Annotated in this window: 11 protein-coding genes; 6 read left to right on the top strand and 5 right to left on the bottom strand. The window is 39.0% G+C overall.

The window, feature by feature from the left end; all coding sequences use genetic code 11:
- Positions 1 to 301: 301 nt before the first annotated feature.
- From A9Y75_RS23750 to A9Y75_RS23740, 3 genes are all read right to left on the bottom strand, one after another.
- Positions 302 to 607 (bottom strand): hypothetical protein, encoded by a 306-nt coding sequence (locus A9Y75_RS23750; protein WP_071192014.1) that lies wholly within the window; start codon positions 605 to 607, stop codon positions 302 to 304.
- Positions 608 to 811: 204 nt separating this feature from the next.
- Positions 812 to 1417, bottom strand: coding sequence for a hypothetical protein (locus tag A9Y75_RS23745; protein WP_071192012.1), 606 nt, complete (start codon positions 1415 to 1417; stop codon positions 812 to 814).
- A 221-nt stretch (positions 1418 to 1638) separates the two neighbouring features.
- Positions 1639 to 5304, bottom strand: coding sequence for an NB-ARC domain-containing protein (locus tag A9Y75_RS23740; protein ID WP_071192010.1), 3666 nt, complete (start codon positions 5302 to 5304; stop codon positions 1639 to 1641).
- Positions 5305 to 5475: 171 nt separating this feature from the next.
- On the opposite strand from A9Y75_RS23740, the gene A9Y75_RS23735 reads away from it, so the two are divergent.
- Positions 5476 to 6045, top strand: a complete 570-nt coding sequence (locus A9Y75_RS23735; protein WP_071192009.1) for a hypothetical protein — start codon at positions 5476 to 5478, stop codon at positions 6043 to 6045.
- A 142-nt stretch (positions 6046 to 6187) separates the two neighbouring features.
- On the opposite strand, the gene A9Y75_RS23730 is transcribed toward A9Y75_RS23735, so the two are convergent.
- A complete protein-coding gene (locus A9Y75_RS23730) occupies positions 6188 to 7714 on the bottom strand; it encodes a hypothetical protein (protein ID WP_071192007.1) in 1527 nt (508 codons plus the stop codon).
- Between the two features lie 361 nt (positions 7715 to 8075).
- Positions 8076 to 10316 (bottom strand): ATP-dependent RecD-like DNA helicase, encoded by a 2241-nt coding sequence (locus A9Y75_RS23725; RefSeq protein WP_071192005.1) that lies wholly within the window; start codon positions 10314 to 10316, stop codon positions 8076 to 8078.
- 439 nt (positions 10317 to 10755) lie between these two features.
- Between A9Y75_RS23725 and A9Y75_RS23720 the strand changes: the two genes are divergently transcribed.
- From A9Y75_RS23720 to A9Y75_RS23700, 5 genes are all read left to right on the top strand, one after another.
- Positions 10756 to 11022 carry an HNH endonuclease gene (locus A9Y75_RS23720; RefSeq protein ID WP_071192002.1) on the top strand — a complete coding sequence of 89 codons (267 nt, stop codon included), beginning with the start codon at positions 10756 to 10758 and terminating at the stop codon, positions 11020 to 11022.
- Positions 11023 to 11142: 120 nt separating this feature from the next.
- Positions 11143 to 11838: a hypothetical protein gene (locus A9Y75_RS23715; protein WP_071192000.1), complete on the top strand. Its 696-nt coding sequence runs from the start codon at positions 11143 to 11145 to the stop codon at positions 11836 to 11838.
- Positions 11835 to 12593 (top strand): DUF1822 family protein, encoded by a 759-nt coding sequence (locus tag A9Y75_RS23710; RefSeq protein WP_071191997.1) that lies wholly within the window; start codon positions 11835 to 11837, stop codon positions 12591 to 12593. The genes A9Y75_RS23715 and A9Y75_RS23710 overlap by 4 nt, the downstream gene beginning before the upstream one ends.
- Positions 12594 to 12643: 50 nt before the next feature.
- Positions 12644 to 17488: a CHAT domain-containing tetratricopeptide repeat protein gene (locus A9Y75_RS26985; RefSeq protein WP_083389727.1), complete on the top strand. Its 4845-nt coding sequence runs from the start codon at positions 12644 to 12646 to the stop codon at positions 17486 to 17488.
- Between the two features lie 101 nt (positions 17489 to 17589).
- Positions 17590 to 18198 carry a hypothetical protein gene (locus tag A9Y75_RS23700; RefSeq protein WP_071191995.1) on the top strand — a complete coding sequence of 203 codons (609 nt, stop codon included), beginning with the start codon at positions 17590 to 17592 and terminating at the stop codon, positions 18196 to 18198.
- Positions 18199 to 18224: the final 26 nt, after the last annotated feature.

Genomic DNA, 18224 nt, shown 5'->3' with positions numbered 1-18224 from the left:
AGCCTCGAAATTTATTTATGAGAATATGAGAATTGTGAATTTTCAATGGTGTTGCTGTTAGCGCAGCTTGGCGTTATACCATTTATTTATCAGGCTGCACTGAATAAATTTTTTAAATAAGGTTTGAAAAAGAGGCAAGGGAGCAGGGAGCAGGGGGGACAGTACCCTGCGGGAAGCTGGCGCAACGGGGATTCGACACTTCGGCAAAGCTCAGTGACCACCCCACCTGGACGAGAACCACTTCTACAAAGTGGGGGACTCAGACATGAGTTTCGCTCTGCTTCACGGCAGGAGGAAGGGGTCATTTCTCCCTGCCTCTTCGTTGAATCAGGGAATAAAAGCGTTTATATCCTCTGGTAACTCTGGGTACTGTGAGAAACTTTGATAACCAGGTTTTATTACTGGTAAGAGTCCACCAAGTTCCCCACCCCCAAGCAATAACTAACCCAGTCACTAACCAAGAAGCTTGAAAAGTTAGCTTGCAGATTAAGTATGTAATCAATGCAATAGCTGTCCAAGGAAAAACTTGATCTGCTGGAAATGGTCCAATTCTCGGTTGTTCCCCCAAAACTCGGTTGACTGTTCTAAATTCTTTGCGCTTCATCATCTGATGTTTTTGAAGGTGTAAATTTAACCTAAGCTGCTATTCTCAGACTGAAAGAAAAGCTGAAATTTTGTCCGTTGTATTGTCGAAAAATAGTGAATTTATCCAAAAGTCATAGAAGTCTTTGAGAAACGAGCGCTCGTTATGAATCTCCAGAAACCACTCTGCTTTTTCAGAAGAGAGTTAAACGCCTCTTTTTTAAATTACTTACACTGCATTACCAGTAATCAAACCTGTGAGAATATCGCCAACTACAATAGTAACGCTGATGATCAGCGGAGTTCTCGCTAAATTCTGCCAATCTTCATCATTTCTAGCAGCATTGACAATTCTCACTAAGGAAATACCAAGATACAGCAGAAACAATGCTCTGAGGACATTAAAAAATAGTGCAACAGCATCAGCAGGCATTCCTGCAAAAGCTCCTGTCATCCATGTTTGTGCGCCATTGAAAAATTGGGCATTAGCTGATGTGGTGGTAATATCAAAGGTGAAAATTATACAGATAATACCAACTAAAATGGCATAAAAGTTGATTCCCCAACTGCGTTGCAATTTTTCAAATTTAGTTAGCAATTTATTTGCTAATTTGGGAAATGCTGCGATGATGGCAGTTAGCAAGATTAAAACAGACATCAGCAGGTGATTAATGGATGTATTTGCCAGCACTAATGCTGTTGCTGCTGCTACCAATAAGAAAATTGAACTTTTTTTATCAACTGGGCGACGTTGGGATACTTTTGGATAAACTTCAATTGCCTGTTGCTTGGGAATTTGGTAATTACTGCAATCAGGACTATTGTGTATTCTCATGTCTCAATCTTTATAATTACTTACGAATAAGCATCATTTTCTACTATCCTGCTTCCCCCAGTCAGCTATCAAATTTCGTAATTGCAGATATAAGATTCTGTCTTCTTTTTTTCAACACTTATTTCTAAAACATTGGTATAAAATTTATGACAACATCTATCAATTGATATAATAAATTTTAGTATTAATTTTGACTTGTTTTCAATATAATGAAACAACACTTACTCAACTTCAACCGCACCTAGCACCCTTAATGAAGCTTTCTGTGCATCGGTTAACCCTCTAACTCCGGCAATATTCATTCCTTCGTAAGGTCGTAGGGCTTGAAGCGTTTTGCAGCATTCGCCAGTTCTGACATTCCACAGTTTAATCGTTTCGTCGTGGCTTCCACTCGCAAGCATTTCACCGTTGGGGCTAAACTTCACCGACCAGACCCGATTCGTATGTCCTGTTAAAATTTTGAGACATTCTTCAGTATTTACGTCCCATATCCTCACTGTTTGGTCATCACTGGCTGTAGCCAGTAGCGAACCATCGGGGCTAAATGTCACAAAATAAACTCCACTGGTATGCCCTTCTAGGGTTTTGATACATTTACCAGATGGTAAGCGATCGCTATTATCTCTAATTAAATCCCACAATTTTATCATGCGGTCATCGCTGGCGGTAGCTGCAAGTTTACCATCAGGACTAAAAGCGATTGACCACACACCACTGCTATGCCCTTTGAGAGTTATCAAGCATACACCTGTATTGGCATCCCAGACTTTTGCAGTACAATCTCCGCTGGCACTTGCTAGAATTTGACCATCAGGACTAAAAACAGTACACCAAACCCAGTTAGCATGGCCATGTAATGTTTTTAAACATTCGCCTGTTTGCACATCCCACAATTTTACAGTGCGATCGCCGTTACCAGTTAATAAAGTTTTACCATCAGGACTAAAATTTACCGACCAAACCCAATTATTATGACTATGCAAAGTCTTCAGACATTTACCTGTGCTAGAGTCCCATAACTTAACTGCGGTACTACCACTTGCTATAGTCTTACCATCAGGACTAAAAGCAACCGATACAACTAAACTGGTATGACCTAGCAAGGTTTTGAGACATACACCTGCTTCAACATTCCACCATCGCACCTGGGAGTCACCGCTACCGCTTACCAAGGTTTTGCCGTCGGGACTAAATGCAATTAATCGAAACGCATTAGTATAGCCTTTAAAGGTTCTTGTACATTGACCAGTCATAGTATCCCATAGCTTAACCGTATGGTCGTCACTACTACTAACAATCTTTTTTCCATCAGGACTAAAAGCAATTGACCAAACTTGACTAGTATGTCCTTGCAAAGTTTTCTGGCAAATACCCCCAGGTACATCCCATAACTTTACAGTTTTGTCATGACTCCCACTAGCGAGAGTTTTACCATCAGGGCTAAACGCGATTGATTGCACGAAAGAAACATGACTTTGGAAGCTATTAATTAGTTTGCCCGTTATCAGGTTCCATAACTTGATCATACAGTCATCGCCCACACTTGCAAGAGTTATTCCATCAGGGCTAAAAGCAACAGCTTGTACAAAATTGTTTTGCCCTGGAAAAGTTTTAACTAATTCACCTGTATGTACATTCCATAATCTGGTAGTGCTATCATTTGCACCACTAGCTAACATTTGACCGTCAGGACTGAAGCTAATGGAGTGCGGTTGAGCAAAGTGTCCTATAAAAGTTTTTAATAGTTGACCATTATAGGCATCCCATAATTTCACTGTATTGTCATCACTAATACTGGCCACCGTTTGGCTATCTGGGCTGTTCGCGTAGCCTTGTGGAGCAAAAGCAACATCAAATACCCAACTCGTATGTCCTGGAAATGTTTCTAGGCAAATGCCCGTATTGGCATCCCATAACTTTAGGCTTTTATCATCGCTACCAGTGGCTAACATTTGACCATTGGGACTAAATGCCAGCGAAATAATCCAACGGGTATGTGCATTCCATCTCAAAACTGGTTTTCCGTCAGTTACTTGCCATAATTGCACTTCACCTGCAACGCCACCAGTTGCTAAAATTTTGCCATCGGGACTAAATGCCACTGCTAAAATACTGCCAAAGGTTTCTGTAAAGACCGACTTTGATAAATCTGTATTTTGAAAGTTGATGCGATTTAAATTAATATTTTTCAGATATGCCTGCCAAACCGTGAGGTTTGAAAAATCTGCATTTTCTAAATTTGTCCTGATGTAGCAGAGTAAATTCAGAATATTGCCTCCAGCATATCCAGATTGAATTTGGGGATAATTGCGTAAGTTAATAACGGCTTGATAAAAATAATCTTCCAGTCTACTTTGATTTCTAAAATGTGTTAGTAATTTATCAACTAATGGTTTAGCCAATAAACATATTTGCGCCTCGCGAATATAGTCTTTAGCAGTAGCTTTTATTAAGGAATAAGAGTTAAAAATAGAAATTGTACCTGTAGTAATTTCATTAAAAATAGCAGTAATTAATTTTTCTGTCATGTATTCCATGACAACAGGTTGTTGAGTAAAATTTATGGTATGGTTAGCAGCATGATTACTGGCTTCAATTAATGACCTCGTTTTTAACGATTCTAGTGATTCAAGGAGTTCTCGTGTCGATACAGGTGGTACAATATCCTCGCGTAGTTCAGGGATAGAAACTGCTTCTCGATTGATTACCAACCAGTACATTACTTGCTTTTCTAAATTAGATAACCGTTCACACTGTTGGTCTAACAGTTCCCAAATATCGCCAAAAACAGATGTGTTGCAGTCTAAGAATTGGGATATATCTCCAGCAAATAATTCTTGAGTTGTATTTGCAACTATTTTTAAAGCCAAAGGATTACCGTCATAACGTACAGTTAGTAATTGCTCTTGCTCAGGCGATGCGGAAAAACCTTTATCTGTAAAAATTTTGTGTATTTCTAACTCACTTAAACCTCTAAGTTGTAGGGAATGAACTGGGAAATTTTGACCTTCTTTCAAGGCTAAACCTCTCGGTTTTTCGCGGCTAGTCAGTAATAAGCAGCTTTGATGGGATACTTCAGTAATATACCGAAATAGCTGTCCATAACTTTCATATCCTTCCCGATAATTTCCCGCACTTGCTCCACTAATTAGAATTGTTTCAACGTTATCTAAGATAATCAAACACCGTGATGAGCTTAAATATTTCATTAACAACATCAGTTGCGCTTCGTCAGTGTCGGGTAAATTTGTTTCCTGCTGATTAGATAAAAATTTAACTAAGTCTGACAATATATTCTGTATAGGCGGCGCATTGCGTAGAGAACGCCAAAAAATATACTCGAAGGCATCTCGGCTATCTTCTGCAACCTTGACTGCTAGTGTGGTTTTACCAATACCACCCATCCCTTGCAGGGTGATCAGACGACAGCGATCGCGCACTATCCATTCTTTGAGTATTTCGCGATCGCTTGCACGTCCGTAGAAGGTAGAAACATCAACCGCATCCCCCCAGTCTTGGTAGCATTGACGCTGCTGTAATTCGGAACTTTCCTGACATTTGACTTGTGGGGGATTTTCTCCATTACTAGCTGCCACATCTGTATGGCTAGAGTTTTTCCCTGAATACCGTCGCAGCACTGACCGAAAGTTACTTTTCGTCACTTTTTCACCAAAAGCTTTAGTCAATAACCGCCACAGTTGAAACCCTACATATTTGATGTAATCAGGCTGATAACCTAATTTTTCTGAAATTTGCTCATAAGTCAACCCTTCCCACATTTCGGGAAACACATCTTGTTGAATGTTACTCAATCTTTCCGGACTGATAACTGTATCAATAATGGCTAGTGCTTCTTTACCCGACAGGAATGCATCTTCTGAATTCATTTTTGGAAATTAACTTAATATACCAACTAACTTTTTATAACTTTGGCAATTTAATTACAGCAAATTATAACCTCAAACTTACTAAGTTTGTATAACTTTTTCTCACAGACAAACTCAAAATACTTACATACAGTAAATATAAATCCACACAAAATTACAGGAACATTAGTTATGAACTTCAAAAATTTACGCCGTTGTGGTTACTTACTGACACTATTAGCTAGTACTATTCCGTCAGTTGTTTTGGGTCAAGCTGCGTTGGCTACTTCGACAAATGAGTTTTTCAAACCTTTAGAACCATCAAATCCGTCAGTAAACTGCTACTGTCCTCGACCCTTTTCTCCTAATTTTACTAAGGAGTCTAAACGCTTTATTCCCGAAAGATATTGTCCAGATTTCGGTGGTCGGTTACAAGGTAGAATTCCGAGGGACTGCCCTTTGTATCTGAAACCTTCTATCAATTCAACCTCGGTTACTCAAACAATTATGCTGGCAAAAAAAGAAGCTGATGAAGACAAAAGTACCTTTCGTCTACCTAGCCGTGGAAGCGTATTCATAAAAACTACTATACCAAGTACGGTAAATCCCGAAGGAACTCAACCAAGGGCAGGTGAAGATTCTAGAGAATTTCGGTTGCGTACAGGAAAAGGTAGCGAGGCACAGTTAGACAGGGATAGAAGAAGCACAGTTCGGGAGGTTACTGGTGAAAAACATATGCCAGGAGGGGGCCCTCAAAATTAATAACAATTGACCGAAAGCAACAAAGCCTTAAGATATGCAGTCATCGAGTTGGTAACGGTGTCTTACGGCGTTAAATTTTCTGACTTCAATGAAATAAGTACAAAGCTATGACTAGAGGCAATCTAGGATTAAGTTTCTTAGCTTAACCAAGTCTTCTAGTCATACTTGTATTTCTGGCAAGTGGATTTCTGCCGAACAGTTTGATAATGGTTTCAGCAAATTCTTTATTATCGTAAAACTCATGCATCAAAGTAATAGGTTGAGAATAAAGTTGATCGCTAGAAAATATCGACTGCCAATCTAGTTCCCTGCTATTAACAACTCCAACTTTTTTCATCTCTTTAAGGAATTCATAAGCAATCAGCCCTTGACCGATGGCAGATGGATGAATGCCATCTAAACTAAACAGTCCACCTTGTCGTAGTCGCCCAGTAGTGTCTGCGTGGTAGTATTTGGTGTTGACCTGGGGATAGGCAAAATCGAAGTATTCTGGAAAATCGTACTGCACTTGTCCAGCATTTCGCTTGAAGGCAATTTGTTGTAAGGCATTAGCAAGATCAACAATGTGATAGCGTGGTTTTGGATACTGACTGTTCTTACGCTTGACCACTTCTTTGATTACTTTATTGTATGTGCGAATACATTCATCAATGTAAACCACATCTTGTAGCGTCAGGTATAGGGTTCCGGTTTCTCTAACCGTATGCTCTTCAAAGGGGAAATAGGTGTAATATTTGTAGTAAGTTGAAGGTTTTTCCTCTCCCGGCACCTTAATTTCAGTGGTTGGGCCCACACCTTTTGCCAATGGCGCAATAGTTACAAGCGGTACTGTCCCAATGAAGACATTCCAATCGGAGTTGCTGTTACTTTGCATGATGGCATCAACCCGATCAAGCAATTCTTGATATTCAGCCTCGAAATCATTGGGATGCCACAGGTTCCATTCTTCTCTTACCTCACGGAATGATTTGGCATCTTGGCTTGGGTTGTTGAGAATCTGATCTGGGTCATTGGGAGTTTGATTAATTTCTAAACTGATTACAGTTCCCAGCGCATTGTTTGCTCCTAACCAGAGAATTAAATTCTCAACTCCCTGTGGAGTGCTTGTATGATGATGCTTCAACCAATCTAGTTGGCTATGGTTGTCAAAAATAGGATTTAAAGACGGGTTGAGAACTTTAAGTGCAGTCCGGTAGAAGACAGCATTGGGCAGACCAAAGAAATTATCCTTACCCTCTCCTTTATCGTTACTAAGTTTAATTTGATACTTACAAACCTTGGGCGTGATCATCCAAGAATCAGCAATATCAAAGCCCTGAATTGCTACATTGTGGAAGAATTCAATTCCTCCTGGATAAGGCTGATCAGCACTACCTCCTTCCCGTTCATAGTAATCTTCAGTTTCATCAAGTACCGCCTCAAGAGTTGGTAATATGGTCAGCCAATCTAAGGCGTTGATATCTGAGCCATATTTTTTCTCCAAACGCCGTAAAATCTTCTCAATATTGGCTGGTAGTCCGCCCACTAACCATTCAGGATACAGATATCCAGCACCAACTGTTAGCCCCATTGACTTAGCAATCAAAGTTGAAAAACAAAGGTCTGTTCGGGCTGCTGCCAAAGACATAAAGCCTTGAGAAATACTGTCACCAATTGTAAAAAGTTTCATTTACTACCTTTAAATTTATAGTTTTTTGCGTGTAAGTAGCAAGGCAAAAGTACTAATTACTAAAGTAAGTATATATAGATTTGATTTAATACTGAGTAAAAATATAGGAATCCGGTTTGAATTTTGAAAATATACTGAGACTTAAATCTCTATGTAATAAGGATTTTAAGATAAAACCCGTTCAGAAATCAAATAGGAGTCCTATATATTAATTTTTTATTGCTGCAAGATGTGAGCTTTCAATGGGGCGGTATACGCTCCCGCAACAAATGAAAGAAACACATTTAAATTGAAAACCTCAAATCTTTAACTAAATATTCTTGGTTATCCACGAAAATAGATATTTAGTTTCAGTAGTTCATTAAGGTTTACCTAACAGTGCCAACCTTTCTTGTAACCGTGTATATCGTCGCATATCATCTGTAGAACGCACAGCCAAAGATATAGCTTTTTTTGCCCCAATCACAATTGCTAACTTTTTAGCACGAGTTAAACCTGTATAAAGCAGATTACGACTTAGCATCATATAATGCTGCATATAAAAAGGCAAAATCACCACCGGATATTCAGAACCTTGGGATTTATGTATAGAAACACTCCAAGCTAAAGTAATTTCATTCAGGTCAGCATAATCATAAACTACAGAACGTTCCCCGTACTGCACATTTACCTCTTGTTCAACAGTGTCTATGTCTGCGATAATTCCCAAATCACCGTTAAACACTTCTCTTTGATAATCGTTAGTCTGCTGAATCACCCTATCACCTACCCGTAATATCATCCCACCCCTATTAATCTCTACCTTATCGGGACTTTTAGGATTAATTAATTCCTGCAATACAGTATTGAGATTACGAGTACCCACTAAACCCCTTGACATCGGACAAAGCACTTGTACATCCGTAGCGGGGTTAAATCCTAATTTTGGAATCAAGTCTGTAATTAATTCACAAATCGTCTGTACCCCATGTTCTGGCTGAAATCCTCCTCCATGCCACAAACAGTCAGAAACTGGGGAATTACTGATTGGTTCGATGGTGGGATACTGCCCTCGGTTGATTTCGTGGGCTGCTGTAATAATCGCACTCTGTTGAGCTTGACGAAATACCTGAGTTAGTCGCACCACTGGCACTCTGCCAGAATTTATCAGGTCAGCAAGGATACTACCTGGTCCAACTGATGGTAACTGGTCAATATCTCCTACCAATAAAAGTTGTGCGCCGACGGAAACTGCTTTGACTAAGGCGTATGCTAAAAATAAATCTAACATACTGGCTTCATCAACAATAATTGCTGTCTGAGGTAACGGATTATCGTTGTCAGATTTAAACCCCCTGGTTCTAGGGTCAAATTCCAATAAACGATGTATAGTCTTTGCTTCTAAACCAGTCATTTCACTTAAACGTTGTGCTGCCCTTCCAGTTGGTGCAGCTAAAGCAATGGATTTACCCATGGCCTTCCATAAACTGACTATGGTATGGGTAGTGAATGTTTTACCCACTCCTGGACCCCCTGTAAGAATCATCATGGGGGAATAAGCAGCCATCTCCACAGCTTCCTGTTGCTGTTGGGAAAGTTCTATTTTTTGAGTTTGTGTAAATCTTTCTAGCCAAGCTTGGACACGAGGAATATCAGTGGTGATAGGCTGACTCAAACGCTGATTTATCAATTCTGCTAGATTTTGTTCAGTGTGAAAATAGGTAGGCTTGTAGCAAAGTAATGTATCCCCATCCTTTTCTCTAATTAACTCATCTTTCAAAGCCATGTCTGAGATAGTTTGAGTTATTGCCTCTTCGGTTGGTTCATGAGATTCAGTAGTCAGCAGTTTAATTACTGACTCAATTAGTTCTGGCTGTGGTAAGTAGCAATGACCATCTTCGGCGGCTTCACTCAAAGCATGAACAAGTCCAGCACAATATCTAAACTGAGAATCAGGTGCAACGCCCAGATTTCTAGCAATTTTATCAGCAGTAAGAAAACCAATACCATAGATGTCAGTGGCTAATTGGTAGGGGTTGTTGGTGACTACAGCGATCGCTTTATCCCCATACTGTTTATAAATCTTGACTGCATAGATAGTAGAAACGCCATGTCCTTGCAGAAACACCATCACTTCTTTAATGGCTTTTTGGGTTTCCCAGGCATTTTTTATCAACTTAATCCGTTTTTTGGCTATGCCGTTAACTTCGATTAAGCGGTCAATTTGATTTTCAATGATTTCTAGGGTTTCTACTCCAAAATGGGCAACAATCCGTTTTGCTGTGACGGGTCCCACACCTTTAATTAATCCACTGCCCAAATACTTTTCAATACCCGTAAGTGTAGCTGGTTTAGTTTCTTTATAGTTGATTACTTGAAATTGTGGTCCATATTGGGGATGTTCCCGCCAAAAGCCTGTTAGTTGTAGTGTTTGTCCTGGCTGAATATTAGCAAAACTGCCAACAATGGTTGTTAAATCTTTGATACTAGAGCGAGTTAAGCGTGCCACTGTGTAGCCAGATTCTTCCGAGTAAAAAGTGAGACGTTCCACTACTCCCGTAATGGTTTCTTGGGGAACAGAAGCATTAATTTGTTGGGAAGTCGGGTTTGGTATAGTGGACATTATTCGCTAAATTGATGCCAATTGCAGTCATCAGAAAGTTGTAAGTCGAAAGCAATAAATAAAAGCAAAGTCATAATACATATTTACTAAAATCTACTATAGAATTGGCTGCTGTTACAAATCACTCAATATAGAGCATTTAGAAAACAGGTGCTATGCACAAACTAGTAAAACTATTCTTCTGTATTCTGCTTAGGCGTCTAGTCTGGGAAGGATAGGAAGCATAGGGATAGGGATGTGGCTTATTTTAAGACGGCAAAAGGATAGTGGAGTCCTAAATTTGGAAATTTAAATAGATTCAAAAATTCAGCAACGCCCAGCTTTCAATAGTTTGCTCCTATTTTGGCAACGCCACCAAAAAAAACTCTGCGTAATTTTTTCGTACTGCCCTGTTAAGCAAGTGAACACCTTCAAAACTTGAAACTCAGGCAGTTAAATTATGGCTAATATGTCTCCAGCCTCGAAGCGTAGCAAGAGACAACAGTTATTACAAATGTATGGAAATCGCTGTTGCTGGTGTGGTAAGCAAATGACTAAATCGGAAAGAACTATTGAACACTTAATTCCTAAAAGCCGAGGTGGATCTAATAGTATCTCAAATTTGCGGTTGGCTTGTTTCACTTGCAATAATTCCCGTGGCAATAGTCTGTTACCACCAGGGATCAGAAATGCGGGTTTTGAGCTTGCAAATATAACTTACCAATAGCATTTAGTTGAATTTTTTCAAAATATGCTCTCGAAAAATTCTGGATATTGCTATAGATATAAGCATCTGACTACATGAGATAATGGTGATCACAAAAATAACACCTTTGAAAAAAGTGGCATGGATGATTTAGAAGAACGTTTGACTACTTTGATTACACAAGTAGGTCAACATCCACCTAAAAGCATAAAATGGCGGTTAGCCATGAATAGATTACTACTGGAAATTCAGCGACTCCCAGGATTAGCTAAACCCTCTCATCCAGACTATCTAGCAGCCCTCAACCGTACCTTTGAGTGGGTGAGCAGTAATATTTCTCGATTTGAGCCTTATTCTGGTTCAGTTGTAGAAAGTTTGGAGAAGTGGATTAACAGCTATCTCTATAGGCGAATTCAAGATTTATCATTACCTAAGAAAAATGCTCCACTTAGCTTAGATGCACCAATTAAATCTGATTTTGGAGAAGTAACACTACTGGACAAGCTACCCAATTTTACTTTGAGTGGTTTGGATGGTTTAATTGAAAACTCTCAGAGAGAAACTACTCAACGGATTGGTCTAGAATTAGAGCTTTACATCGAGCAAGATCCTGAAGGGAAACTCAAAAATAGCTATCCTAGTACTTCGGCTCAGTGTAATTGTCAATTTCTTAGCCAGAGGCGTGTACTCAAAGAACCGCCTGACAAATTTGCAGATATAGAAAAAGAGTTGAGTATTCCTTACACAACTGTCTATTCGCATTGGAAGAGGAAATGCGAACCAATACTAAAAAAAATTGCTGAAGATTTAGGATATAAACAGGAGCAATCTTTATGAATAGCACAACTTCCCCATTGTTAATGATTCCACTAGATTTAGCAATTCATTCTAGAGCCAGACATTTAGCTGCTCAACAAAGCACTGTTGAAAAAGGGAAAAGAGTTTATTTAAATGCGTTAGCAGTTTACGCAGTCCACTGTTATTTAAAATGGTTGCAAATACCAACAGACTTAACAGAATCAGATTGCTGGAATCCAGTAACAGCAGCTTTATCAAATGTAGCTGATTTGGTAATTCCCAATGTGGGAACATTAGAATGCTGTCCGGTTTTACCTACAGAAACTGTCATTTTATTAACGAGTAATATAGAAAATCGGATTGGCTATGTAGGTATACAGTTTCAGGAAAGTTTAGATTCGGTACAGCTATTAGGATTTGTACCAGCCTTTGATGGAGTGAATGTACCTGTACAGTTAGCAGTCTCAGAACTTCAACCGATTGAGTCTCTATTACAGCAAATTTCTCGTTTAGAAGAAGCGATCGCTTTTCTACAAACTGATGACTCGGTAGCAGTACAAGTCCGTTCTATCTTAGAAAATAAACCTCTAACAGAAATTGCCGCACAATTCGAGTTTCTGTACCGAACTGGTGATGAATTTGAGTGGCGATATGCTGGGGGTGAAATATTAGCGGTTGATGCTATGGCTGTTGGTGCTACTCGTGAAATTATTGAGCAAGATGATAGCGAATTACAAGATTTAGCCGAAATGCTAATGGAGAAGTTAGCAGAAATTTGGGGAGATGCTGCGTAATTTTAGCGCCAGGGGCTGATGTATATAATCACTCAAAACATATAATTGACATGGCTAAAGGATTCGGTTCTCAAAAATCACCAGATTTTACTCAACGCCAAAAAGCTTATTTCAAACTGATTAAGCAGCTACTCAACTGTCCTGGCAAGGAAATGAAGATACTCAGGAAACATCCACATCTGCTTGATGCTGGGTTGGTAGAAACTATAGACATGGTAGCTCAAATCCGGGGCAATCAAGGAGATATTCGTTCTGCTGACTTTTTGAACTATTTAGCAAATTGGCTAGTTGAAGAACTGGGATTATACAGAGATGAGCCTTCAGCAACGGATAATTTTATCAGACCTCCGGCTTTTTTGGGTAAAATATTGTCGGTGATTGCTCAAAATAAAGGCAACCAACAAGCCGTTTACTCTCTACTTCAAGCTAACTTAGATCAACTCAATGAGAATTTTTATGAACAATTTAATTACTGGATCAACTTTAACCTAATAAACAACGATTCAATCACAGAACAAGTCATATTAGTCGGATTGGGTATTGTTGATTTCTGTATTATTCTTTGGGCATTTCCCTTCGGGAATAGGGCGATTAACTTAGAAATTAGCATTACTGGCTTAGAAGCTGCTACCAAGATTTTTACCCGTGAGATTGTCCCAGAAATTTGGGCTAATATTCAAACTAATTTAGCACCAGCTTATCGCAATCGCATCCAAGGAAATCGCGCCGATAACCAAGAAAAGGCCATTATTGCTTGTAATAATGCTCAGATTATCTACACCCGCGAAGCTTTTACTGAAGAGTGGGCAAGAGTTCAAAATAATCTCGGTCTTGTCTATACTGACAGAATTACCGGAAACACAACTGAAAATATTGAAAAGTCAATTTCTTGCTATGAAACTGCTTTAAAAGTCGTTAACCGCACTCAACTTCCCGAACTTTGGGGTACTCTTCAAAATAATTTGGGTAATGCCTACCTTTGTAGAATTCACGGTGATAAAGCACAGAATTTAGAAAAGGCGATCGCTTGCTATCAAGTCGCGCTCCAAGTACGTACCCGTTCGGCATCGCCCTATTATTGGGCTAGTAGTCAATTTACCCTTGGTACTGCCTATACTCGAAGGATTCTCGGCAATAAAAAACAGAATCTAGACAAGGCGATTTCGGCATATATTAATGCCTTAGAAGTTTACACCATTTCTGATTATCCTGAACGATGGGCAAGAGCAAAAAGTAATTTGGGAAATGCCTATTATGAAGCCAGTCAAATTACTGAGGCTCTTGACTGTCTCTGTGCTGCTTTGCAAGTTTTTACTCCTACAGATTTCCCAAGAGATTGCATACAAACTGGATTGATTTTAGGTAAAACAGCCTTGGCTGCTGGAATGAAAGCAGAAGCTTTTGCAGGTTATAATATTGCCATTGAAGCTGTTGAACAAACTCGCCGTTGGGGTGGTATTTCTCAGAAACAGGAAAGTCCTGGAGAAATCGAAGCTTACACAAACATGGTGGTATTTTGTATCACCAATGGTGAACGAGATAGAGCCAGAGAATATGCAGAGCGTTCTGGTTTTCAAGATATTTTAAATCTGTTAGATAGTGACAAAATTCAACAAATTTTTTCAGATTCACAATTTCTTGAGCAGTTATTACAGGCAACTTCTGAAAGTAATGGAGAATCACAAGCAGTATATCAAATTCTCGAAAATAATCTCAACAAATTAGATGAACAATTTATTCAGCACTTGCAAAGGCTTGAGGATGTTTTCAGAGAGATACCATCAGGGCAAGCTATTCAAATTGCTGCAATTATTTTAAGTTTGAGTAATCTGATTCGGGAGTTTCCACAAGGTGATAAAGCAATTAACTTAAAAATTGCTTCTACAGGTTATGAGGTAGCGGCTAGTGTTTTTACTAAAGAAGCCTTTCCTGAACAATGGGAAAACATTCAAGATGCGATCCGCGAAATCTTTCAGCTTCAGCTATTTAAAGCAGTATTTGAGAACTTCCCAAACCCTAAAAGCGCTGTATACCCATTACTGGAAGTAAACAAAGACAAACTCGATGAACGCTTTGCAACTGTATTGCGATTAAAGACAGAAGCTATGCTGTCTGAAGTGCCACCAGAGTATGCAAAAGGTATTGCTGCAAATCTTGTAGGTTTAAGCCTTCTGATTAAAGAATTTCGGCAGGGTAGTGAGGCGAATAATTTAGAGATTGCTATTACAGGATATGAAATTGCTTCTAAAGTTTTGACTTGCGAAGGTTTCCCAGAAGCATGGGGTATGTGTCAATTCGGTTTAGGCAGTGCTTACCACCGTCGAATAAAAGGTGAGCAAGCAGAAAACCTAGAACAATCCCTTTCTTACTTACACAATGCTTTACAAGTCTGTAACCGTGAACAGTTTCCCGAACTCTGGGCAACAATTCAAAATAGTTTAGTGATTGCTTATGGTTTTAGGATTCGTGGTGATCAGGTAGAAAACGCTGAACTAGCAATCAAGGCTGCTGAAGCTGCGATGCAGGTTTTCACTCGTGATCAAGATCCTGAACAATGGGCGCAAGTACAACAGAATCTAGGCATTGTTTACAAAGATAGCATTACAGGTGACAAAGCTGAGAATTTAGAACAAGCGATCGCTTGTTATCAAAATGCTCTTTCTATTCGTACTCGTGAAGACTTTCCAGAACTTTGGGCGCAGACTCAATTTAATATGGGATCTGCCTATCGTCAGAGAATTAGGGGTGATGCAGCAGAAAATGTGGAAATGGCGATCGCAGCAAACCAAGCTGCTTTACAAGTTTACACCAAAGCAGACTTCCCCATAAGTTGGGCGGAAGTACACATAAATCTGGCTAATGCCTATCTTCACCGCATTCATGGGGATAGAAACGAAAACTTACAAAAGGCGATCGCTGCTCATCAATCTGCTTTACAAGTTTTAACCAAAGAAGAATCTCCTTGGAAGTGGGCGTTAACTAATCTAAATTTAGGAAATGTTTTCTTAGAACAAAATCAAGTAGAAGCAGCAATTACCTGTTATCGTTCAAGTTTAAAAATCTTTATTCCTACTGCTTTTCCCGCAGATTGCCTAAAAGCAGCACAAATGCTAGGAAACACTGCTTTTAACATTGGTGATTGGGCTGAAGCGATTAGGGGCTATAGTATGGCAATTGAAGCTGTAGAAACCAGTCGCACTTGGGCAAGTTCAGAATCACGCCGTCAAGAAATCTTAGCTGATTCTCTCCATGTTTATGAAAATATAGTGCAAGCTTGTATTAATAATAAACAACTGCATAAAGCTGTGGAATATGTCGAACGTTCTCGCTCAAAACGACTTGTAGATTTAATGGCAAGTAATGACCTTTATGCAGATGGTGAAATTCCCCCAGAAATTCAACAGTATTTACAGGATTTTGAAGCCATACAACAGCTAATTGATAATGAACGAGGACACCATTATCATAGCGATAATTTTGATAGTAATCAACTTAATAAAAGCCGACAGAATCGCGCTGCTATAAAAGCTGATAACGAAACAATTGCCAATTTGGAAGCTGACAAACAGCAAATTTGGGAACAGATGCGCCGTTTAGATCCTGTATTAGCTGGTCAAATTCAAGTCAGTCCCATGAATTTGTCATCTATACAGCAGCTAATTAAATTCCCTACAACAGCTATTCTGAGCTTTTATACCACATTAAATGATACTCATATCTTTATCATCCGGCAAAGCCAAATTAATTTGCACACTTGTACAGGATTGGGCTTTGAAACTTTACAAGAATTAATTTTAACTCCCTGGTTAGAGCAATATCTTAACAACCAACATATTTGGAAAGAACAAATTCCTTTGTTAACATCAGAACTAGCTCAAGTCTTAAAATTAAATAATTTGATTGCACAACATCTGAAAAATATTGATGAATTAATCATTATTCCTCATCTAGCATTACATCAAATCCCTTTTGCTGCTTTACCAATTGCAGAAAGTCAATATTTGGGGGATAAATTTTTGATTCGTTATCTTCCTAGTTGTCAAATTCTAGAATTTTGTCACAATCGTCCCTCAATAAATAGTGATTTAAAATACGGTATTGTTGAAGACGCTACTGAAGATTTACCCTACGCTAGTTGGGAAGGAGAACAACTAGCAACTTTATACGATATTCCCAATCATCAACATTTAAAAGGTAGTCAAGAAGCTAGTATTAGTAACTATCGGCAACTGCTGCAAAAAGTCCAAGTAATTCATTCTAGTCATCATGCCCAATCACGTCTTGATAATCCTTTAGAATCGGCATTAATTCTAGCGGATGGACGTATTACTTTAGGTCAATTATTAACTCCAGGTTGGCGCACTCCTCAATTAGAAGACGTATTTCTCTCTTGCTGTGAAACTGGTTTAGGTACAACTGAAATAACCGACGATATTTTAACTCTTTCTACAGGGTTTCTTTGTGCTGGTGCGAGAACTGTTATCAGTACAATCTGGTCAGTAGATGATTTAGCAACTGCACTATTTTCATTATTTTATTATCAGCATAGACATCAAGGAAACAAGCGATTAGAGTCAATTAAGAAAGCTCAATTTGAACTGCGTAGTCTTACAGGTGAAACTCTTACCACGGATTACAAACCCAGGCTAAGTTCTTTTTTGACACAGAAACTCACGGAAAGCGAAATGCTGCGGAAAACAACTAAAAAAGAACGGGATATTCATCCACAAGATTCTCAAATGTATCAGCAACGCGATCAAGAGTACAAAAAATATGCCAAAATTGGAAACCGAATTTACAAAGCCAAAAAAAATTTGGAATCTTTTTGTTTAGAGTCCAAACCTTTCTTTCACCCTTTTTACTGGGCAGCTTTCACCTGTTCCGGGTTGGGTTAGACTGAGATTGGGTTATTCATGGTCAAATCGTTGACAACTTTTATCCTCATTACTAGAGGAACAAAATCCGAGAATTAAACAACGCAGAATAAATTATAATAATGACAATGAAACTATTCTCGTACTGCCTACGTTATGATGATGGAGCAGCTCCTAACCCATTTTGGGGAATCTGTACTCTGCCAATTTGTAAGCCTGCTATTCGACGAGTAGCAAACATCGGAGATTGGGTTGTAGGACTTGGTTCTAGGCATTCACCAATTGGCAGTATCACCAATTGCGTTGTGTATGCGATGCAGATCACTAACAAGATGACATTGCAAGAATACGATGAATTTTGCCGAATTCACTGTCCTCACAAAATTCCCAAATGGAAGAGCCATAAATTCGAGTATCTAATTGGGGATTGCATTTATGACTACAGCGAGAGAGAACCACCAAGATTGCGAAAAAGTGTTCATGAAACGGGTAATAAAGAAGGTGATTTAAAAGGCGTAAATGTGTTGTTATCTGAATACTTCTACTACTTTGGCGACAATCCTATTTTTTTACCTGATTCACTAAACCCAATTATTCATACAAATCAAGGGCATAAATCGACAGCAAATCAGCCATACGTAAAAGAATTTATAAATTGGATCGAAAATTTAGGATATGTTCCTAACCAATTACATGGTGAACCGCAACTCAAGAAAGAGTTCACCATGTAATTGGTTGTTCCTGCGCTTAATGCTAT

It is taken from the genome of Trichormus sp. NMC-1, assembly GCF_001858025.1.
In the GTDB taxonomy this organism is placed as follows: domain Bacteria; phylum Cyanobacteriota; class Cyanobacteriia; order Cyanobacteriales; family Nostocaceae; genus Anabaena.
The sequence above is the reverse complement of the archived record's forward strand: the minus strand, read 5'-3'. Positions and strand labels throughout refer to the sequence as shown.